Source organism: Bradyrhizobium sp. BR 1433 (assembly GCF_051547665.1).
Taxonomy (GTDB): Bacteria; Pseudomonadota; Alphaproteobacteria; order Rhizobiales; family Xanthobacteraceae; genus Bradyrhizobium; species Bradyrhizobium australafricanum.
This window is the reverse complement of record NZ_JBPUGG010000001.1, coordinates 1,449,892-1,470,218: the sequence shown is the minus strand read 5'-3', so window position 1 is coordinate 1,470,218 and position 20,327 is coordinate 1,449,892. Positions and strand designations below refer to the sequence as shown.

Sequence of the window (20,327 nt, the reverse complement as noted above, 5' to 3'; positions counted from 1 at the left end):
TCAACTGCCTCGCAAGGCCAATTTCCGCTATCTTGTGCGCTCAACCGGACACGATCCCGGATGGATATGCTCGGCGCGATGGACCGGGCGAGATCCCGTCCGTGGATTAGGAGGGGTGGGGGGAGCCATGCCGAGCTTCGTTCAGTTCCTGCAGAATTCGGGTGTGTACGCTACGCAAAATTTCATGATCGTTCCTCGGGGAGGCTTCAACCTGGTCTGCCTCCGCGACAGCAAGGACGTTGGCCTGTCGTATGATCGCAATCGACTACTGGTCGAGGATGTGCGCCTCGATGACGTCGAACGCGTCGCTCAGGAATACATCAAGACCCGCTTCAGGGAGCAAAAAGGCCAGGAGCGCGACGACCAGTTGCTGCGCCTGCGTACAGCGCTGTATGCCACCGCACGGCCGGACGGCCCTGCGCGCGGCCTCAAGGTCTCGCCCAAGGATAAAGGCATTCCCGAGCTTAAAGCCGTACGCGGCAACACAAGCATCAAGTTGGATGTCGCCATTCTGCCGCGCAAGGATTTCACGATCGCGTTCAAATTCCTCAAGCACCTCGATCAATCCGGCAATCTGATCAACGCCACGAAATGGACGCCGGACGACGTGCCCTGGTTCCTCGCCAAGCTGAACTGGACGTTCGGGGCTCAGGCAAATATCTTTTTCACTCCGGCAGAGGCGACTTGGATGACGGTCCAGAAAGCCCTGGGCCAAAAAATCTCGCGGGATGTTTTCCGTAAGGAAATCGTCCCATTCAAGGTGCGCGGCGCCGATCTCACGTGCTTTCTCGTCGGCGACTATGACGCAATGGACAACGAGGCGGCTGGGGAATATCTGCCCGACGAGCAGGTCTTCGTGGTTGTCGATCAGGGCAATCCACCCGTGTTCGACTATGGCGAGGCGTTCATTGGCGTCATGGCGCACGAGGTCGGTCACTTCCTGCACCACAAGCGGAACATTCCCGGCAGTGGGCACCATAATCGAAGCGGCATTTTGCTTTCCAGCGGCATGGAAAGCTTGTCCCTGGACAAGCAACTCGTCACCGACCTCAACGCGTGGTGAGAGCGCTTGTTCTCCACTCACGCTTTGGCAGCAATGTACCCGTAATAATTCATAAGGAAGTCCCCAATCGAGAGAGGCTTCTGAGCGCCACCCTTGCCCGGATGCGGGATCGCGTAATCTCCTTTGCCCCATGTGAAGATCGTTGTCGTCACGTTTCCGTTCGACACTTGTATCCTGTCACGCAAGACGACCCAGTGCCGCGTCAACACCGAGCCTTCATCCGACTGGTCGTCATATTCGATCATGTTGGCGCTTATGAACAGGCATACGCGATATCCACTGGCGAGCAGGGCGTTGGCTTCGTTGACGCTGTCGATGCCTTTGCTGAATTTCAGATTGGTCTCCTCGCGTACGTCCTGGTATCCGGCCTTGCGGAACCATTGCTCCATTTCGCTCGGCAAGGTGATCCCCGCGACATCGCTTATTCTGCCGGTGTCGTCAAAATCGAGGAACCAATTTTCGGAGTCGCGAATGGAGGCGCAAGTCAGCCAATCGACGTGGTCCAGCGAGTAGGGCGGCGTGTAGTTTTTCACGTCCTTTCCCGGCTTGATCAGCAGGCGGCCGAGGTTCGCCTGCCCCTTCTGATACAGATCGATGGCGAACCGCGCATATTGCCCCGGCTTGTCGGATGCGTAGCTGAACATCAGCGCGGAGGGGCCGCACATGCTCGCTTGATCCTGATCTATGAGGCTCGGCTTCGCAATTCGCCTGAGAATGCCTATCCCGACGCGGTGCGGGTCGAGCCTCGGAAAGAATGTGGTCCTCGTGTTCTTGAGGAAATCGCAGACCATCTCCGCGGCGAGCTTCTTTTGATCCGAGTTGAGGTCGTACGGTCCAACCCCGAGCCACTTCTTCTTTTCGTCGCCGACGAAGAGCGTGATGAGCTTCTTCGAAGTCGGAGAAAGCGTTCTGGAGGTGTTTGCAATAATGGTCAGGTCGTCCAGCTCGAATGCGGTGACCATGCCGTCCGTGACGGTCGCCCTGATAATGTCGACGACTTCCCCATAGTCCAGCTTGGAATCGTCGAGCAGACCCTTGCGAAGTGCGGCATCGACGGATGGCGTCGCGATCCCGTCCCATTGACCCTTGGGAGGAGGAGGCTTGGCGGCTGCCTTGGTCGCGAGATCAACGAGCCGAGTGAATGTTGGCCCACCAGGCCGGATATAGCCGTCCGGCGTGCCCGGGAAGTTCTTTTTCTGGAAATACAAGATCGAGTTGTAGAGGCTGTCGCTGGCGTGACCCGTCACGACCATTTGCGGTTTGAGCGTGGTCTCGGCTCCTCCGTCGGAAATGGCGATCTTGTTGAGCAGCGAGATGACCAGTTCCTGGTCCTGCTTCCAGTTTTGGCAGCTGCGACCCGTGGCGGCAAACCGACCGACTTTGTCTTTCAATTGCGGCATGACCAGCCACCAGCAATATGATCGTTTTCAGTGGCGGATTGCGGGCTCAACTATCGCGTTGGTGGTCGGCTGAAGTGTCCACGCAAGCTTGTCGATGAACTCGTACTCAAATAGCGCCTGCGGATCGGTTCCGAAATAATATCCATACTGATGCAAAATCTTGGAACCCTTGGCGACCATCTCGCGCTTCCATTTCAGGTCCTTGGCAGAGCTGAACTGAAATCCAATCACCACCGCATAGTTTTCGTACGCTTCGGCCACTTGCAGAATGGTCGCGCGCGTCAGGATGCCAGCAGGGTCTTCCAGACCTTGAACTCTGAACGCGGTGATGCGGTTCATCAGATTTGATGCAACCTCCTCCTCGGACCAACCCATGACGCCCGCTGCAACGCCCTTTGCGAAGCCCTCCTTGATGAACTTGACTTGAATGTTCTTGAACGCCTCCCGGGCCGCGACCTTGTCAGCCACCATGAGGACCAGATCAGGAATCATCGCAGCGATGTTCTCGGCCTTGAAAGCCTCCTTTAAACCCGCCTTGAAGCCAGCCTTGGCCGCGCTCCAAAATCCTTCGCCAGCGACGGAGCCTGCCGGCGGCGGCGGGACCTCTGGCGGGGTCGGTGTGTTCCGCGGGACCTTCAGTCTCACCTCCGGTGCCCGGAAGTCGAGCGCCTGAACGCCTCTCCTGCGCATCGCAATGAGCGTTCCTCCGCTGTCCCTGGTCAGAAACACCGGATTCTTGATGCCGCGAGCCACTCCGCCTGCCCTGACCTGGGCGACCACATCGGAGTCGAACGCGGAAAGCCCGTGATTCAAACCCTCGTTGCCCCACTTCCAAACTTGCGCGCGAGGCACCTGGGTCATCATCTTGTCTTCGACGATCCGCAAGTCAGTGAGCAATTTTTCCCCGGACTGAGCGCGCGCTCCCTTTAGAAATTCAAACTTGACCCGTGGTGAGATCAGAACCTCGTGACCGTCCTTGGCCAGATTGAGAATTTCATTCTCGAAGCGTCGGCTGAGCGCTTTCTCGGCGGTGCTCGCCGCAGCTCTTTGCCCGTTCTGTATGTCTATAAGAATATTGGTATCGAGCCAGACGGGGGGCTTTAAGGGCGCCATTGCAACAACACCATTGGCATAAACTGTAGGACGCATTTTGCGTCGGCGAGCCTATCCCTCAGTCGCGTCTGCTGAAGCGCCGGTTCAAGCGGCTTTCGCTATCGCCATGCAAGTTCCACCTTGCTCTGGTGCTGGCGCGAACCCACGACGATGCATCGACAATGTCGGCGCGCTCTTCGCCACCGTTGCAGGGCTCGTGGTAGGACGGCCGGCGGCTTCCGATCGGCCTCACCACGGTGAGCTTCCTTCGCAGGCCAGAAGTCTGCCGCACCCTCGATCGTAGGAATGCGATCGTCAGCGCGCGCCCTTCGGCTTGGAGCCAAGCAGATCGTGCGTCCCACTGACGCTTAACGTTCCCGAGCACTCGAATCCCCCGAAAATTCCACAGGAGCCGGTGACGGTGACGCGCAGGTCCTTGCGTTGATACAGGTCGACCGAAACGCCAAATCGCGAAAAATCGTTGGCGCTGTTCGGCAGGATCAGGTCGATGTGATCGATCGCCCAGCGCGGCAGGTGAGGATTGCTCTTCCAGAACAGTTCATTGACGGCGTGGTGGCCGAAATTCGGTCCGACCGTGAGGGCGCCGTCTGCGCCCTCGAACACGAAGCCGGTCTCGTCGATGTGAACATTGACCCGGTCCGGCGCTACCGCGAAATGCAGCGACGTGATGTCCTGCGGCTGCGGGTCCTTGCCGAACTGCGCGCTATAGTCGTCGCTCCATTGCCCTCGGCCGCGCCCGAGCCCGAAGCCGTGCCGGCCCGGAAGGTCTCGCGTCGAGAGCGGCCGGTCGGATAGCTTTGGGCGCCAGATCTCCCGGAATCCCTTGCCGATTGTGGCTGCCATCGACAGATCGAGGGCCCAATGCGACGGCTTCTCCGGGCTTTTGCCTTCGGCGAAGGCGTCGAATCCGTCCGACGTCTTGGCAATGCGCAGCGTCTTGATCAGGTCTTCCCAGTCCTTGGGCAGGAACGTGACGCCGTCGAGCGTGCTCGTCGCGGCCGCGACGCCATACTTCTCCAATTGGCGTCGGATATAGGCCTTCTCGTCATAGAGGCGGACATTGGGATTCGGCCCCGCGAAATATTTCGACAGATCGATCTGCGGCCGGAGCATGGTCAGCCGCGCCGCGATCTTGCGGTAAGTGTCGGTCGTGGTCGGGTCGGTGGTCGTCACGGGGCTGCCCTCCGAGTGAAAGCCAGTCCCCGATTTGTCTGATCCGGCCGGGGCCGGGTTCAACTGAACCTCCCAACCGGAAACGCCGACCACCATTCGTGGAGCAGTGTCAACAGCAAGGACGATCCGATGTCACTTCGGAGCAGGGTGCTAGACGTACTCAATGGCCCGGCGGTCGCGCGCATTCGCTTCCGGTTTCCGATCCGTGGCAGCCACGTGACGATTGCACCGCAAACGTTCCATCACGTCGCTCGCGCGATCCGGTTGGGACAGGTCAGCGTCAGAGTTCCGACGGACCTCGCGGCAAATGTTGCGGCACAATATAACGACGTCGCGCGGACCCGGGCGGACGGTACGGTCGTCGCGGCGAATACGCTGGAGGTCGTGTCGGCGACGGGGCGAATGGACGAAGCCTATATCGTCCACGAGGCCTTGCATGCGGCTTACGATCTGCTGCGTACTGGCCTTGACGGCAATGCGGAGGAGGCGTCCGCCTATGTCTGTACCGCGCTCTACTGCCGCATGACGGGCCTGCCGCGACCCCGCTGGGCGAACGGCCCGATCTACGCCAATGCCGCCGAGGTCGCCCGAACGCTGCTGTCGCAATATCAGAAGGGTGATCCCGGCATTCCCTGGGTCGGTGAGCATGAATGGCGGATGCTGCGCGCCGGTGTCGGCCTTAGCGCGGTCTATGCCAGCGGACCCGGCGGCATTCTCACCGGGTGGCTGCTCGGCCAACAATACACCCACGACGGCTGATGGGACGTGGGGCGTCCGCTCCACAAAATGACGGGCCGGCTCCTTGCCGCCCGTCCTCAGGCCACCAGCAAACCCAGTTTGCCGACCGTCGCCAGCGAACGGTCAACGCTTTGTCGGGTTGACAGCAGCAACGGCTCGGCGGGCTGCCCGGCATCATCCAATTGCTTGACCTGGATGGTCGGTCCAAAGGTTTCAGTCATTTCGGTTGTGATTTGCTCGATCGTCCGGGAGCCGTCGAGCAACTGCAGGAAGTGGCGCGTCCTGTCGTCCTCCAACTGCACGGTCTGGTGAAGCAGATTGGTGACCAGCGGGCCGCTCTGCGCCTGTCTGCGGGCGAGCAGACTCGCCTGCGGACAATCCGTGACTTCCTTCACGAGAAAGGGCCGTGATTTCAGAAAGGAGACCTCGCCGCTGCAGGCAAGGATATAGAGCGCTTCCGTCAATATCCGTTGGTCATCGGCTGTTTGCCGGCCTTCCAGCAGCGTCCGGGCGCCATCGAGCAGTTCAGTGAACGAGAGTGCGCGTGGCCAGGCCCGGCCGAGACAAAGATGTGCGGCCTTCAGGAGCGGATTGGTCACGGTGATTCGGCTGCCGTCTTGATTTTCAAATTCCATCTCGGAATCGTCGGTTAGGCAGGCGTCGGGGCGACGTGGGCTGGTGGTGCTCAGCAGATAGAAGGCGGTGATGAAGTCGAGATCGACCTTGCGGTCAAGGGAGATGCCTTCGTGGCAGAGCAACGTACGCCGAAACCCGTTGCCGTCGATGAAGTCCTGATACTGATCGCGCGCCATGAACTCGCTTTCGGGAAAGCGCTGCAGCGTGGCGCGGACCTCTTCGGTGTAACCGGCAAGATAGCGTCGTGAGAAATCGGCGTCGCTCAGATATTGCAGCCCATGTCGACCGGCGTCTTCGACGACTTCGTGCAGCAGGAAGGCCGTCGCGCCAGAATTGAGGTCGTCGTGAAAAAGCAACTCGTCCGGAGCATTGAGCACGCGGTTGCACTGATCGCGCATAATTGTACCGTGCACCGAGCTGGACTTCGATCCTTCGCTGAGAAATTTCACGATCGCGCGAGCTTGTCCCACTTTCTCCTTCATCCCGGTGATGCGCCGGGTGTGGTAGCGCATCATGTCGCGGACCATGTCGCGAAGATGCGAGAACGGGTGCGCGTTATAACTGACGTAGCAGAGCCCCTGTGGCGCCAAATTCCGTTTGAAGATGGACATCATCTTCTCGCGCACGACCGGTGGTACCCATGAATACACGCCATGGGCGATGATGTAGTCGAACTGTCCGAAGTTGGCGTCGACATCGATGATGTCGCAATGCAGAAGCCTGATGTTGCTCAAGCCCAATGCGGCGATGTTCCGCTGTCCGCGTTCGATCGTAACGCCGCTCAGGTCGATACCGATGAACTCGCTGTCCGGATATTGAAAAGCCATCGGCAACAGATTGCCGCCAACGCCGCAGCCGAGCTCCAGGACCCGGCAGCGCTCGACCGGAGCCGGCTGCATGCCGTAGACCGCAGCGAGCGTTGCCAGATGGTTCGGGTGCGTGAGCCCGTAGACATGCCCGGGATAATACACCTCATCGTATGGTGTGGTGCCGGTGGTCGGCTGGCGGTGCTCGGTCTGGATGTTCATCGCAGTCAGTTCCACGAATATGCAAACTTGTCGTTCACGATCGAGACGCGCGTCTGCTTGACCTCCTCCTTGGCGAGAGACTTGCTGAGGAATTCGCGCGACAGTTCGGGCAGCAGCGTGTTGGTGATGATGTTATCGATCATCCGCCCGCCGGAATCCGGATCGTTGCATCGGGATACGATGTGCTCGACGACTGCATCGTCGTAGCCGAAGGCAGCCTTGTGATTATCGCGGAGGCGCTGTCCGATCCGGTCCAGCTGCAATCTGACGATGCCGGCAAGCATCTCGTCCGAAAGCGGAAAGTAGGGGATCGAGACGATGCGCCCAAGCAAGGCGGCAGGGAACACCTTCAGCAATTCCGGCCGCAGCAGCCTGGCGAGTTCTTCCGGCTCGTTGCGATACTTCGGATCGCGCGCCAGGCTCATGATGAGATCGGTGCCGACGTTCGTGGTCAGAATGATCAATGTGTTCTTGAAATCGATTCGCCGACCGTTGCCGTCCTCCATGACTCCCTTGTCGAACACCTGGAAGAAGATCTCATGGACGTCGGGATGGGCCTTCTCCACCTCGTCGAGCAGGATAACGCTGTAGGGCTTGCGCCGGACCGCTTCGGTGAGCCGGCCGCCTTCACCATAGCCGACGTATCCCGGAGGTGCGCCCTTCAAGGTCGAGACCGTATGGGCCTCCTGGAACTCCGACATGTTGATCGTGATCATGTTCTGCTCACCGCCATAAAGCGTTTCGGCAAGCGCGAGGGCGGTTTCTGTCTTGCCCACGCCGGACGGTCCGGCCAGCATGAAAACGCCAATCGGCTTGGACGGGTTGTCCAACTTGGCGCGGCTGGTCTCGATTCGTTTCGCAATCATCGTCAGCCCGTGGGACTGGCCGACCACGCGTCGATTGAGAATTTCGGGTAGCTTCAGGACGGTTTCGATCTCGTCGCGCATCATTCTGCCGGTCGGGATGCCCGTCCAGTCGGACACGACAGAGGCCACCGACTGCTGGTCGACATGGGCGTAGATCATCCGCTTTTCCGGATTGATGCCCTCCAGTGTCTCGAACTTGCCGCGCAACTCGACGCGTTTCGTCGCTCGATCTTCGTCGCCGTTCTCGGAGAGGATTTCGCGAATGCTGCGGATATCCTTGACGAGCTCCTGTTCCTTGGCCCAGTCGGCCTCCAGGCCGGTCAGCTTGGCCTTCAGGGCGGCAATGTCGCCGTCGATCGCGGTGATGCGCTCACTGTTCTCGTCCCCGAGGTCGCCGTCGCTGACCAGCGCTGATCGTTCGGCCTCGCGGGCCGCGATGGCGACGCGAGCGTCCTCGATCAGGGCCGGCGTCGCGCTTTGACTGATGGCTACCCGTGCTGAAGCTGTGTCCAGCAGGCTGACCGCCTTGTCCGGCAGCTGTCGGGACGGAATGTAGCGATGCGACAGGTTGACCGCGGTCACGATCGCGGCGTCCGAAATGCGAACGCCGTGGTGCTTCTCCATCGGGCCCAGGAGACCGCGCAGCATGATGCAACAGGTCTCGACATCCGGCTCATCGACCTGGATCGGCTGAAAGCGCCGTGTGAGTGCGGGGTCCTTTTCGATGTACTGGCGATACTCTGCCCAGGTGGTGGCGGCGATGGTCCGCAGCGTGCCGCGGGCGAGGGGAGGCTTGAGGAGATTGGCCGCGTCGCCGGTGCCGGCGGCGCCACCGGCCCCGATCAGCGTGTGCGCTTCGTCGATGAACAGGATAATCGGGGTAGGCGAGTTCTGTACCTCGTCGATCACCGAGCGCAGGCGCTGCTCGAACTCGCCCTTCATCGAGGCACCGGCCTGCATCAGGCCGATATCCAGCGCGCAGAGCCTGACGTTGCGCAGCGGCGGCGGCACCTCGCCGGCGGCAATGCGCTGGGCAAATCCCTCGACCACGGCGGTCTTGCCGACGCCGGCCTCGCCGGTGAGGATCGGATTGTTTTGCCTCCGGCGCATCAGCACGTCGATCAATTGGCGGATTTCGTCGTCTCGACCGAGGATCGGGTCCATCTGGCCCGATCTGGCCTTGGCGGTCAGATCCTGGGAGAACCGGTCGAGCGGCGTCGTCCCCTTGGGATTCGCCCGGTCCGTACCGTCAGTACCGGCACCGGCCAATCCGGAACCGTCCATCGGACGCATGGTCTCCTCCTCGGAGCCTGCCCAGATGGCGCGGTGCTCCGCAGCCAATGCGTCGACATTTATCTTGGCGAATTCCTGCGAGATGTTGTTGAGCGCACGACGGATCTCGTTCGATTTCAATCCGGCGACCAGGAGATGTCCGGTGCGGATCTGGGTCTCGCCGAAGAACAGCGTGGCGTAGTGCCAGCCACGGTCGAGAATATCGATGACCGAATTGGCGACGCCCGGCATGTCGGTTTCGTTCTTGCGGAAACCGTTGATGACGCCCGCGAGGTCCGACAGCAGCCGCGCGCGGTCGAGCTTGTAGTGATCCACCGACAGGCTGAGGTCGGTCCGCTCCTGTTGCAGGATGTGAAACAGCCAGTGCGCAAGCTCCACGTTACGGTTGCTGACGCTCTTGGCGTGGCGCAGGGCCTGTATGAAGGCATCGTAGCCGGCCCGGTTCAGTTTGCCAGTCACGGCCTCAAGGCTGATATCGGTCACGATGGCGCCTCCTGCTCAATCCCTGGACGATGCCGAGGTCGTCGCGGAAATCGGCTCGAATTCCCATGATGTTAGGACAATCGGAGCGATGCTTAGGTTCAAATCGGCTGCTGATCAGTCGCAGCGTTGCGCCGGGCTCTGAGACGCTCGGCAAGGTGAAAGCGTGCATCGCGCCGATACTCCTCGGTCGAGGCCCAGTTCGGCGAAACCCAGCTGGTCCATCCAAGGCGTCCGCTCTGCCCCAGCTTCATCGGGACAACCGCTCCCGCCGGAATGGCAAGTTCCACCTCCCACTCGAGTTCGTCGCCGATATAGAAGTAGACGGCGTCAGCGAGGGGCTCGGACAGGTTCGGCGCTTCGGTGGGCAGGAACTGCTCGTATTGAGCAAAATCCTTCACGAACACGCGAACCCTGATCTTGTCTTCGACACTGAACACACGCGAGCCCAGGAGCGCGTCGTGACCGAGCTTGGCGTGCGTCCCGCCGAGCCGGCTGCAATGGCTTGGGTCGAATGGGAGCCACGTGCCGACGAACTCGTCGATCTCGACCCTGACATCGAACAGCCCTTGCAGCAGCCGCGCCAGTCGTGATGCGGATTTCGCTCTGGGCGAAACCAGCCCGGCGAAGCTCAGCTTGGCCATGTCAGGCACGGTATCCCGATTGGCAAAAATATCGGAGCCGAGGCCGGCGAAGGAGCCGACATAGGCGATGAAGCGGTCGTCGGATGGCCGATCATGCTGGGCGATCGGCCGTGCGTCTGCCCAGGCTCGAAAGAACAACTGCAGAAAGCGTCCGTTCAGCAGGTCGAGAAAACGGGGAAAGCGTCGTCCCGCATCAACTGCCAGCCGACGCTCTCATCGGTGGTAGCCAGCGGCAGCGCGCCCTGCGGTCCGAGCAGGCCGAGGAATTTGACCAGAATTTTGAGCCTGCCATCACGATCGTCGACCGAGCTCAGATTGGAGGCGGGAAATTCCAGATAGGGGGTTTGACCGAGGTCGACAAACTCCTCGCGACGCGCTGCACTGTCGCCGATCCGCGGTCGATCCGGATTGCATCGCTCGAGCTGGCGGAGCGTCTGAAAGAAATCGAACCGCCAGGGCTCGGCCTTCATCTGGTCGATCAGCGTCACAGCGGCCTCCGGGTGCCCATGCGGGCCGGCCAACGCATGATCTCGCCGCGCTCCGGGGTCGAGATGACGGTCTGGGTGAAGGTGTTGAAGCCTGAATAGTCGGCGAAGAAGCGTTCCAGCACAGCTCCGAGCAGGAACACGCCGCTGCCCTCGAATGCCTTCTCGTCAAGCGTGACCGTGATCTCCAGGCCGCGCGCCGCGCCGCTGCCGGTACGCTCACGCACCCGCCGCACTACGGGCCTGCTCTCGACGCTGCGCACGCCACGAATCTTTCGTTCCGTCGCATCGTCGAACTGGTCGGCGAATAAGGACAGCATCTCCCGCAGTGCTCCGGCGTTCTTGCCGCCGCTGCGTTCCACGAGGCCGAGATAGTTCAAACTCAGCATGTTGATCAGGCGCCAGCTGACGACGCCGCTATTGGCGATTTCGCTGCGGCTGCGCAACTGCGCCACCACCGGCTCGCGTGGTCGGGTGGGGCCGGCGATGCACATCAGCTCGAGCGAGGTGTCGTCGAGCAGGCGAAAGTCGGCTCCGCCCTGGCCGACCGGCAGATGTTCCGTGAGATGCCGGTTCGAGCACAGCGCCCGGACGCTCAGCTCGGCGGCGGATCCGTCGCCGCTCGGGTCGCCGGGCTCGAGCAGCGAGAGGAACATGTCCGTCCCGGTATAGTCCGAGGCCGCGCCATAGGTCTTCTCTTCGACGGTGCGCCGCCGCGGCAGCCGACGAACCGTGTAATAAAGTCCCTCGACCGATCCGGCCGTCCGGTCGACGGCGGCGGAGTACAGCGGACGTACGCGGCGCTTGTCCTTTTCCGCCGGAAAGTGCGCGTAAACCTCCAGCACCTGGTGCGGCTCATATTCGAGATAGCGGCTTCGGTCGGGCACCACGTGGTATTCGTGGGTATTCGACTTGATCGGGATGCGATCGCTGGTCTTCTCGAACAGGTTGATCGCCGGGGCGGTGTAGAGACTGAACGTATCCGCCCGGACCGAGGCGGCGAGACGCGAGTTGTGTTCATCGAACGCGAAGACGATATCGATGGATTTGCTGCGTAACCGCGGCATCACAGCGCGAAGCTGCGTCAGATTGACGCCAAGGAACTTGCGCGGAAACACGAAATATTCCCGCAACAACTCCGAGCCACGAAAGACCCGGTTGTCGTTCGGAAATAGGGATTCGTTCTCGCTGAAGCCGACCTGCTGCACACAGTCGTTCGGAGCCCGGATGACGACCGGATCGCCGAAATCGTCGAGATAGCGAAAATAAAGCCCGACGCAATTCGAGGTCAGCTGTTCGTAGAGTGCGATGGCATCCGACTCGGCGCCGGTCAGGTAGATGGGCAGTTCGCTGGTGCGGCAGCCGGCGAACCAGGTCTCCGGTTTGTTGCGAAGTCTCGGCGTCCGCCGGCTCCTCGTCGAGTTCGCGCGGCGGTACGGTGCGTCAAGGAGAGCCTGAGTCCGGCGATGACCTCTCCGCCGACTGGAATCCCGAGGGCCTGCAACGCGCCCGCGGTCGCAAAATATTCGGCGCCGGTGACGTCAAAGGGCCAAAGCACGATATCGCGGCAAAGCCGGAATCGACAGGCGAGGCTCCGTTCCCTTTCGCGATAGCTCGCGTCGAAATAGGCGCCTCGCGCGATCTTCTTGCCGTCGCGCAACGCCGGATCGGCGTAGGTCGGCTGAATCTTGACCAGCATGGCGGACGGAGTTGGCGCGAGATAGTTCGGAACCAACTGCTCAAGCAGGTTCGCCGTGAATTCCGGAAACTCGTGCTTGAGCTTGAGCTGGACACGCGCGGCGAGAAATGCAGCGCCTTCCAGCAGGCCTGAGATCATCGGATCCGAGCGGTCGCGGACCAGACCGCCGAGGCGCTCGGCGATCCCAGGATATTCCTCGGCAAAACCCTCCGCGTGCTCGTACAGCAGCGACAGTTCACGATTGTAAAAGTCGAGGAACTCGCGGTTCATGCTATAATCGGTTGATCTGTATATCGCCGCTGTCGAGGTCGACGTCTGCGACGAATTCCACGGGCACGTTGAGCGGTTCGCATTTCAGGTCGGAATGCACGACAAAGCGCAGCTTGAGCTGCTCGGGGCCCACGGAGGTGTCGCGCCGCACCCGGATGGACTTGCGATCGAGTCTCGGCTCGTAGGTCGTGAGCGACATGCGCAGGGCATCGCTGAGCTCCTCGTCGGTGACTTCGTCGATCGAACGGTTTGCGATATCGGGGAAACCATAGTTCAGGATCGAGGTGCGGACGCAGCCGCGACCGGTCAGGTCAAGCGTCGATTCGAGGGCAATGGTATTGAGGAGTGTTTCGACGTCCTGCGAGACCTCGCGCCTTAGTAGCGTCTCCGAGATCGGGAAACGACCGGCGCTGCGCCGTCCCGCTATCACTCGTTCGCCGAACTGATCCCGCAGTTCGAGTGCCTTGCGCGCATCGCGCGCGTCATGCGCCGCACGGAAGGCCAGCATCAATGGCGGAGAGAGCCGGTCCTTCCTTGGCGTAACGGTCATTGACGGTCCCCGTACCTCCCGCGCCGATTGCCGCTATTGGCAACCGGCGCTGGGCAGGAAGCTTGCGATCAGGCCCATTCCTTGTTGGCCGCAACGTCCCATCCGAACACCGGAGACGCGCCGGCGCCGCCTTTTTCGGTCTGGGTCTTGTAGGTCATTTTGACCTTTTGGAAGTTCAGGCTGACGTTTTCGGTGAGGCGATCCTCGCCGTGCGATCCGCCCGTCGAGACGCTGGAAACCAGAACATGCTTCATCTCGATCTTGAGATATTCGAGCGGGTGTTCACCGGCCTTGCGTACCGTGAGAATGGCGCTGTCGATGTGCTTTCCGTTTGCGCAGACCTTGAAAAGCTCGGGCGTCGCCTTGTCCACGAAGTGCGTGAAGTGGAGGTCTTGAACGGCGACCTTGCCGGCGCCGCCGCCCGACCCGCTGTGGAACGTGCCGCTCTGGCTCTCGCCGAACGACCAGCTCAAAATGTCGATTTCGTCCTTGTGTTTGTCGTCGAGCGACTCGCCCTTGATCGGATCGAGTTTCAGAAAGATGTCGACAGCCATAGCATAGCCCTTTCAAAATTCTCTGATGATAGACGGTTGCGATAGCGCGGCGTCAGGAGCTCGGGCCCGGCAGGCGCGAAACGAGACTGAGACCGACGTCCATCGCTTCCAGTTGAAAGTGGGGACGGAGAAAGAAGCGCGCGTTGTAATATCCCGGGTTCTCCTCGTTTGCTATGACCTCAACCTTCGCAGCGGCCAGCGGCTTGCGCGCTTTCTGAGCTTCTGACGACAAGGCCGGATTGGCATCAACGTATTCGTTGATCCAGGTCTGCAGCCAGACCGTCAGCTCATCCTTTTCCTTCATGGATCCGATCTTGTCGCGAACCATGCACTTCAGATAATGCGCAAAGCGGGATACTGCGAACATATAGGGCAGGCGTGACGACAGGTTGTCGGACGCGGTTGCATCCACGCCCTTGTCGCCGAAATACTTCTTCGGCTTATAGAGCGACTGGGCGCCGATGAAGGCGGCCTTGTCGGTGTTCTTGCGATGGATCAGCGGGATCAGTCCCGCCTTTGCAAGCTCGTGCTCGCGACGATCGCTGATGGCGATCTCGGTCGGGCATTTCAGGTCGACGCCACCGTCGTCGGTCGGGAACGTATGCGTCGGCAGGTTGATGACCTCGCCGCCGGACTGGACGCCGCGGATGCGCGTGCACCAGCCGAACTCCTTGAAGGCGCGGTTGATGTTGACCGCCATCGCATAGGCGGCGTTGATCCAGCCGTATTTGTCACCGGTGTGCCCGTCGGTCTCCTCTTCGAAGGCGAACTCTTCCACCGGCTCCGATTTGGCGCCGTAGGGGAGGCGGCCCAGCGCACGCGGCATGCACAGGCCGAGATAGCGCGAGTCGTCCTGATCGCGCAGTCCCTTCCATGCGGCGTATTCCGGCGTGTCGAACACCTTGCCGATGTCGCGAGGGTTGGACAGTTCGGTCCACGAGTCCATTCCCATCAGCGTAGGCTCGGCGCCGCTGAAGAAGGGGGCGTGCGCGGCGCCGGCGATCTTGCTGAGATCGCGGAGCAACTGCACGTCGGTGGGAAGGTGGCTGAAATGATCGTCGCCGATCAGGCAGCCGAACGGCTCGCCGCCCAGCTGGCCAAATTCGTACTCGTAGATCTGCTTGAACAGCGGGCTCTGGTCCCAGCGCGCATCGGGATAAAGCCGCAGGTTCCGGTACAACTCGTTCTTGGAGACGTTCATCACCCGGATCTTGAGGTTGGCGTCGGTCTCGGAATTGAAGACGAGGTAGTGGAGGCCGCGCCAGGCACTTTCGATCGCCTGGAATTCTGGCGCGTGCAGGATCTCGTTCATCTGCGCGGTCAGCTTCTGATCGATCCGCGCGATCATCTCCTCGATGGTGTCGAGCACGTCCGACTTGATGACGCTCGTATCTTTCAGCGCTTCCTGAACGAGCGTGGACACCGCGTTCTCGACTTCGGTCGCCGCACGTTCGGTGCGCGGCTTGAAGCTTTGCTTCAGCAGGGCGGCGAACTCGTCAGCCTCGACGGTCCCGACCTTGGCGGTAGTCTCTTTGTGGATTGCTTCTTTTGCCATGGTCCCCATTCCTTCCCTTAGCTGTTGCTGTCGGATTCGGTGGACTGGCTGGTCGCGCGCTCGCGCAGTGCGGCCATCAGTTGAGGATCGGCGAGGAGCTTCTTCAGCTGGTCCTCGGCACCCACCTTGCCATCCATGTAGCGCAGCAGGTTGGCGAGCTGTTCACGCGCTTCGAGCAGCTTGGCCGTCGCCGGCACCTGGCGGGCGACCGCCACCGGCGTGAAGTCGGATATCTTGTTGAAGCGCAGGTTGACGGAGATCTTTTCGTCGGACCCGTCGCTGAGACGGTTGGCGACGCGCGCCGTCACGCCGGGCTGGATCGCCGCCATGCGGTTGTCGAAATTGTCCATGTCGAACTCGAGGAACTTGCGCTCCTCGACCTTCGTCTTCTCGATGCCGGGGTTGTTGCCGGAAAGATCGGACAGGACGCCCATGACGAACGGCAGTTCGATCAGCCGCTCGGCGTCGTAGGGATCTTCGTAAGTGATGTGCACGCGCGGTGCGCGGTTTCGGCGAATGAATTTTTGACCGCTGTCGGTTGCCATTGGGTTGCCCTCTTCACAAAAAAATATCTGCGGAAGCCGACTTGCGCGACGCAGGCAGGGAAGTGCCTCGGTCTTTCGTCGGCGGCAGCTTCCTTCCGTTCAGTTAGTCCCCTCGAACGGAAGGCGGGTTCAATTCGATTTATCGATCGCCTTCAGAGCGCCCTCGGGCAGCACTTCGTTCAGCAGGCTGAGGAAGTCTCGCTGTGCGAGTTCGCGTGCGCGATCGACCAGGAACGGGATCGGGCTGGACGGCTCTGCGGCCCTGAAGAACGACGCGACCTTGCTCAGCAAGTCCAACGCCTGCGCTCTGTTTTCGGCTGCAAAAACAGCATCTTGAGCCTCATTCTCGGCCGCGGATGGGAGCGCGGTGGCGAATTCCGCCATGCGTTCGATCGGCAGGTCGAAGACCTTGTCGCGACCGATATTGATGGCGGCGCTCTCGACGTGGGCCGGCATCAGCATTCGCATCACTTCGATAAACGATTTGCCAACCATGTCCTGTGCCTGCCGCACCAGCAACAGCGCCGGGCTCGACGGTTCCTTTCGAGCGAAGTAGTCGGCAGCCGCCGCCAGCGCCGCGGATGCCTGTCCGGGTGAGGTCACTGCGCCGGCGATTTCGATCGGAAGCTGCGGGCCGTCTTGAGCAGGCTCGTCCGGGGACGGGGCAATTGCGGCCGGATCGCGTGCAGTGACCAGAGTCGCGAGCCAGCCGGCCATGCCGTTCGCGACACCCGCCAGCCTGTCGAGGCTGATGGGTTGCCCCGAGTTCAACTTTTCGTGCCAAACCGATTTGATTCCGGCGATCTCGGCAGCGACCGCCGAACAGCGGGCGCTCACCGCCTTGAGGGTGTCGAGATCGGTCTCGGCGACGATGCGCTCGATGGTTCCGAGATCTGGCATGTCGACATCGGCATCGCCGGCGGGAATTTCGCCCTTGGCAATCTGATAGGCTCGGTAGTTGAGGCTGCCGTGCCGTCGATTTTCGATCAGGGGAAGGAATTGGAGCGGGTTGATCACCGTCGGAAACACGTCGATCGCCTCGATGGTGACGGCGCGAAAGGCATAGTCGCCGTCCTCGCCCTTCGGGTGAACCGCTTCCCATTGTTCGCGGAGCAGCAGGGTGGTTGCCCGCAGGCAGCTGAGGAAGCCATCGAGATCGCGGTTCAGGATGGAAAACTTGGCGAGCAGCATGGTCAGGCGCAGATCGCGGGTGCGAGCCAACAGGGGCTGCGCAGCGGCGAACTGGCCGGCAATATCGATGGCCTTCGGGTCGAAGCGTCCGCGCTCTCCATTCGCGTTGACGACCTCGAAATACGACATCGGCAGCAGCGATTCCGCAGCTGCGAAGAAGTTCAGGTACTGGACGTCGCCGGCCGCATCGAGGTCGGGCCCGCAGGGATCGTCTGGGGCGATGGGCTGGGTCAGGGATGCGACGTCGAGCATGCAAAGAGGATCCGTCTGCGAGGCCCTGGCCCCTCGACCAGGTCCATGACATCTGGCGGATCACGCGGGGGATCATGATCCGATTGACTGGTAGGTCAGATCAACGCTGGCCTCGGTTCATTCCCGCGATGGTGGCGGTTTCCCGTGAACCAGCAAGCGCTTGGAACCGACTACATGAGTGCCGCAGTGGCTTCCCCGGGCGGGTGCGTTGCCGCGTCAGGAGAGTGACACCGAGCGGACTTGCCGGCCATCCCACCGATGGACGGCTCGGATTTCGGTCGTTCGTGCTTGACCGCCTGATGCGCCGATTGCGCAGCTCGTGCGGTCAACGAGGGAGTTTAACGCCCACATGGGCCAGCTTACCCAGGATACCCGCCTCTGCGAGCTCAAGACCCCCCTTGGCAAGGACGTTCTGGTTTTTGCCCGGTTCGAGGCTGCCGAAGGTCTGAGTGAACTGTTCGAATACCGCATCGAATGTCTCAGCGAGGAAGCCGATCTCGACTTCGATCGGGCCATCGGCAAGCAGTGCACCCTCACCATCAAATTGCACGAGAAGGAACGCGAGTTCAGCGGCATTCTCACGGAAGCCCAATGGCTGGGGGTGAAGAACGACTATTTCAGTTACCGGATCGTGCTGAGGCCCTGGTTGTGGCTGCTGTCGCGGACCACCGATTGCCGGATCTTTCAGGACAAGAAGGCGCCCGACATCATCAAGGAGGTCTTCAACGAGCGCGGCTTCACGGATTATGAGTCCAAGCTTACCGAAGAGGGCTCATGTCCAAAGCTCGAATACTGCGTTCAATATCGCGAGACCGATCTGGATTTCGTGTGCCGGTTGATGGAGCAGCACGGGATCTACTACTTCTTCAAGCATGAAGGCGGCAAGCACACGCTGGTGCTGGCTGACTCCAAGTCCTCGCACAGTCCAATCAACGGTCTCGCGAAGATCCCCTACATCCCGCTCACCGGCTCCGATCGTCGCGCCGAGCAGCATATTTATGAATGGGCTTCCGAGCGTCGGTTCCGCACCGGGAAGATCGAGCTCAACGATTACAACTACCAGAAGCCCAACGCACAGATGATCAGCGACGCCAAGGGCTCCGAGCACTACACACGATCCGAGATGGAGTTCTACGACTATCCCGGCAAGTTCAAGGAAAAATCCGACGGCGAGCGATACGCGAAGATCCAGCTCCAGGCCGAGCAGGCGATGGATCGGCGCCGCCGGGGCAACGGCGACGCCGTCAATCTGTTTCCGGGCGGACTAACCAAGCTCGAGAAGCACTCGAAAAACTCGCAGAACGTCGAATATCTCGTGGTACGAGCCGCGCATTCGTTTTCCATCGAATCCTATCGCACTGGCGGCCCCGGCGACGCCGGACAGCACGTCTACTTCGGCAGCTACGAATTTCTGCCAAGCGATCGGCCGTTTCGAACTCCCATGACGACGCCGAAGCCGAGGATCAACGGCATTCAGACAGCCAAGGTGCTGACCAAGGACGACAATTCGAGCGAGGAAATTGACGTCGAGTTGCTGGGTGAAATCTATGTTCGCTTTTTCTGGGATCGGAAGAAGAAGCGCTCGTGCCGGTTGCGCGTGGCGCAAGTCTGGTCCGGCAAGCGCTGGGGCGGTCAGATCATCCCGCGCGTCGGGCAGGAGGTGGTGGTGGAATTCCTGGAAGGGGATCCCGACCGGCCCCTGGTGATAGGGACCGTCTACAACGATGAATACAAGCTGCCTTACGACCTGCCGTCCAAGAAGACGATTGCGGGTCTGAAGTCCGACTCGACCAAGGGAGGAGGCGGCTACAACGAATGGAACTTCGAGGACAAGAAAGGGTCCGAGAAGATCACCCTGCATGCCGAGAAGGACTACGACGTCACGGTCCGCGACACCGAGACCAGGACCATCGGCGAGGCCGCGTTCGGCGGTGATACCCGCAAGACCACGCTCAAGAACGGCAACGACAAGCTTGATATCCAATTGGGCGGTCAGCACATCAAGCTGGCGATGGATCAGTCCGTCGATGCGGGCCTGAGCATCACCCTCTCGGCCAACGTCAACATCACCCTGCAGGTTGGTCCAAGCCAGATCATCCTGTCTCCAGCCGGCATCGTCATCAACGCGCCAACCATCACCATGACCGCGCAGGCCGCCATGGCGCTCGCCGCCGGCGGCCCATTGGTTGCCCACGGCACGCCAACCATTGTCGGCTGACAGCCATGAATCAGGTTCGGTTCAGCACAGTCCGCGATCTCTTCGAAGCCTATCCGCTGGCGCGCTACGACGTCGGCAAAGCCGCTCCGGACAAACTGTCGTTGGATTTCCTGCAGGAGGCGGCCGATGCGGGCAACTGGCACCAGGCTGTGTCCTTCTGCGCGTATCTGCTCCCCAGGCGCGTGGCCGTCGCCTGGGGCTGTCGCTCGTTGCGCCAGATGTTCGACCATTTCGACGGCAATGAAGGCAGGTCGCTCAATTTCGCCGAGACCTGGGTCCGGCAGCCGGACGAGCAATCGCGCAACAAGGCTTTGGCGGTCGGCAATGCCAACGATCTCGAGCAGCCGGCGACCTGGCTGGCGCTGGCGGCGGGTTGGTCCGGCGGAAGCGTGGTTCCCGCGGAATTTGCGCCGGTCGAAGCCAAGCCGGATCAGACGGCGCGAGCGGTTCGCGCAGCCCTTTTGATCGGCCTCTGCCGGCTTACCCGTGAGTCCAGGGACCGGATAATGACGGCCTGCCTGGAGGATGGTATTCAATTGGCACGCGGCGAACCGCGCCCTCCACGCTGACGAGA

General features: G+C 61.0%; 16 protein-coding genes and 1 pseudogene. 4 read left to right on the top strand and 13 right to left on the bottom strand.

Annotation, left to right across the window (positions count from 1 at the left end):
* Positions 1-127: 127 nt before the first annotated feature.
* Positions 128-1,063, top strand: coding sequence for a hypothetical protein (locus ACSKB9_RS07420; protein ID WP_438072286.1), 936 nt, complete (start codon positions 128-130; stop codon positions 1,061-1,063).
* A 17-nt stretch (positions 1,064-1,080) separates the two neighbouring features.
* On the opposite strand, the gene ACSKB9_RS07415 is transcribed toward ACSKB9_RS07420, so the two are convergent.
* From ACSKB9_RS07415 to ACSKB9_RS07405, 3 genes are all read right to left on the bottom strand, one after another.
* Positions 1,081-2,463 (bottom strand): hypothetical protein, encoded by a 1,383-nt coding sequence (locus ACSKB9_RS07415; RefSeq protein WP_438072284.1) that lies wholly within the window; start codon positions 2,461-2,463, stop codon positions 1,081-1,083.
* A gap of 27 nt (positions 2,464-2,490) precedes the next feature.
* Positions 2,491-3,612, bottom strand: coding sequence for a type II toxin-antitoxin system VapC family toxin (locus tag ACSKB9_RS07410; RefSeq protein ID WP_438072282.1), 1,122 nt, complete (start codon positions 3,610-3,612; stop codon positions 2,491-2,493).
* Positions 3,613-3,870: 258 nt separating this feature from the next.
* Positions 3,871-4,749: a hypothetical protein gene (locus ACSKB9_RS07405; protein ID WP_057019602.1), complete on the bottom strand. Its 879-nt coding sequence runs from the start codon at positions 4,747-4,749 to the stop codon at positions 3,871-3,873.
* A gap of 129 nt (positions 4,750-4,878) precedes the next feature.
* On the opposite strand from ACSKB9_RS07405, the gene ACSKB9_RS07400 reads away from it, so the two are divergent.
* Positions 4,879-5,508, top strand: coding sequence for a hypothetical protein (locus ACSKB9_RS07400; RefSeq protein WP_057019601.1), 630 nt, complete (start codon positions 4,879-4,881; stop codon positions 5,506-5,508).
* 56 nt (positions 5,509-5,564) lie between these two features.
* Here ACSKB9_RS07400 and ACSKB9_RS07395 read toward each other — a convergent pair whose 3' ends face one another.
* From ACSKB9_RS07395 to ACSKB9_RS07350, 10 genes and pseudogenes are all read right to left on the bottom strand, one after another.
* Positions 5,565-7,151 carry a methyltransferase regulatory domain-containing protein gene (locus ACSKB9_RS07395; protein ID WP_438072280.1) on the bottom strand — a complete coding sequence of 529 codons (1,587 nt, stop codon included), beginning with the start codon at positions 7,149-7,151 and terminating at the stop codon, positions 5,565-5,567.
* 5 nt (positions 7,152-7,156) lie between these two features.
* On the bottom strand, positions 7,157-9,793 hold the full coding sequence (tssH, locus tag ACSKB9_RS07390; RefSeq protein WP_438072278.1) for a type VI secretion system ATPase TssH: 2,637 nt from the start codon (positions 9,791-9,793) through the stop codon (positions 7,157-7,159).
* A gap of 98 nt (positions 9,794-9,891) precedes the next feature.
* Positions 9,892-10,955 (bottom strand): annotated as a pseudogene (tssG, locus tag ACSKB9_RS07385) (type VI secretion system baseplate subunit TssG).
* Entirely contained in the window at positions 10,919-12,259 is a 1,341-nt protein-coding gene (gene tssF / locus ACSKB9_RS07380) for a type VI secretion system baseplate subunit TssF (protein WP_438080098.1), read from the bottom strand. The pseudogene tssG and the gene tssF overlap by 37 nt, the downstream one beginning before the upstream one ends.
* Entirely contained in the window at positions 12,250-12,888 is a 639-nt protein-coding gene (locus ACSKB9_RS07375) for a type VI secretion system baseplate subunit TssF (protein ID WP_438072276.1), read from the bottom strand. Before ACSKB9_RS07375 ends, tssF begins: the two co-directional genes overlap by 10 nt.
* Position 12,889: 1 nt before the next feature.
* Positions 12,890-13,438 carry a type VI secretion system baseplate subunit TssE gene (gene tssE, locus ACSKB9_RS07370; RefSeq protein WP_152977617.1) on the bottom strand — a complete coding sequence of 183 codons (549 nt, stop codon included), beginning with the start codon at positions 13,436-13,438 and terminating at the stop codon, positions 12,890-12,892.
* 68 nt (positions 13,439-13,506) lie between these two features.
* Positions 13,507-13,992, bottom strand: a complete 486-nt coding sequence (locus tag ACSKB9_RS07365) for an Hcp family type VI secretion system effector (RefSeq protein WP_016843423.1) — start codon at positions 13,990-13,992, stop codon at positions 13,507-13,509.
* A 52-nt stretch (positions 13,993-14,044) separates the two neighbouring features.
* Positions 14,045-15,547 (bottom strand): type VI secretion system contractile sheath large subunit, encoded by a 1,503-nt coding sequence (gene tssC / locus ACSKB9_RS07360; RefSeq protein ID WP_438072273.1) that lies wholly within the window; start codon positions 15,545-15,547, stop codon positions 14,045-14,047.
* A 17-nt stretch (positions 15,548-15,564) separates the two neighbouring features.
* A complete protein-coding gene (gene tssB, locus ACSKB9_RS07355) occupies positions 15,565-16,092 on the bottom strand; it encodes a type VI secretion system contractile sheath small subunit (protein WP_092082334.1) in 528 nt (175 codons plus the stop codon).
* Positions 16,093-16,221: 129 nt separating this feature from the next.
* Complete coding sequence (locus ACSKB9_RS07350) at positions 16,222-17,535, bottom strand: ImpA family type VI secretion system protein (protein WP_438072271.1); 1,314 nt, start codon at positions 17,533-17,535, stop codon at positions 16,222-16,224.
* A gap of 349 nt (positions 17,536-17,884) precedes the next feature.
* Here ACSKB9_RS07350 and ACSKB9_RS07345 point away from each other — a divergent pair, with 349 nt between their 5' ends.
* On the top strand, positions 17,885-19,753 hold the full coding sequence (locus ACSKB9_RS07345; protein WP_438072269.1) for a type VI secretion system Vgr family protein: 1,869 nt from the start codon (positions 17,885-17,887) through the stop codon (positions 19,751-19,753).
* Between the two features lie 101 nt (positions 19,754-19,854).
* Entirely contained in the window at positions 19,855-20,322 is a 468-nt protein-coding gene (locus ACSKB9_RS07340) for a DUF6931 family protein (RefSeq protein WP_438072268.1), read from the top strand.
* Positions 20,323-20,327 lie beyond the last annotated feature (5 nt).

What these genes read in the sequence shown, in the direction of transcription:
- ACSKB9_RS07420 (WP_438072286.1), top strand. Translation starts at nt 128, where the DNA reads ATGCCGAGCTTCGTTCAGTTCCTGCAGAATTCGGGTGTGTACGCTACG.
- ACSKB9_RS07415 (WP_438072284.1), bottom strand. Translation starts at nt 2,463, where the DNA reads ATGCCGCAATTGAAAGACAAAGTCGGTCGGTTTGCCGCCACGGGTCGC.
- ACSKB9_RS07410 (WP_438072282.1), bottom strand. Translation starts at nt 3,612, where the DNA reads ATGCGTCCTACAGTTTATGCCAATGGTGTTGTTGCAATGGCGCCCTTA.
- ACSKB9_RS07400 (WP_057019601.1), top strand. Translation starts at nt 4,879, where the DNA reads ATGTCACTTCGGAGCAGGGTGCTAGACGTACTCAATGGCCCGGCGGTC.
- ACSKB9_RS07395 (WP_438072280.1), bottom strand. Translation starts at nt 7,151, where the DNA reads ATGAACATCCAGACCGAGCACCGCCAGCCGACCACCGGCACCACACCA.
- ACSKB9_RS07375 (WP_438072276.1), bottom strand. Translation starts at nt 12,888, where the DNA reads ATGAACCGCGAGTTCCTCGACTTTTACAATCGTGAACTGTCGCTGCTG.
- tssE (WP_152977617.1), bottom strand. Translation starts at nt 13,438, where the DNA reads ATGACCGTTACGCCAAGGAAGGACCGGCTCTCTCCGCCATTGATGCTG.
- ACSKB9_RS07365 (WP_016843423.1), bottom strand. Translation starts at nt 13,992, where the DNA reads ATGGCTGTCGACATCTTTCTGAAACTCGATCCGATCAAGGGCGAGTCG.
- tssC (WP_438072273.1), bottom strand. Translation starts at nt 15,547, where the DNA reads ATGGCAAAAGAAGCAATCCACAAAGAGACTACCGCCAAGGTCGGGACC.
- tssB (WP_092082334.1), bottom strand. Translation starts at nt 16,092, where the DNA reads ATGGCAACCGACAGCGGTCAAAAATTCATTCGCCGAAACCGCGCACCG.
- ACSKB9_RS07350 (WP_438072271.1), bottom strand. Translation starts at nt 17,535, where the DNA reads ATGCTCGACGTCGCATCCCTGACCCAGCCCATCGCCCCAGACGATCCC.
- ACSKB9_RS07345 (WP_438072269.1), top strand. Translation starts at nt 17,885, where the DNA reads ATGGGCCAGCTTACCCAGGATACCCGCCTCTGCGAGCTCAAGACCCCC.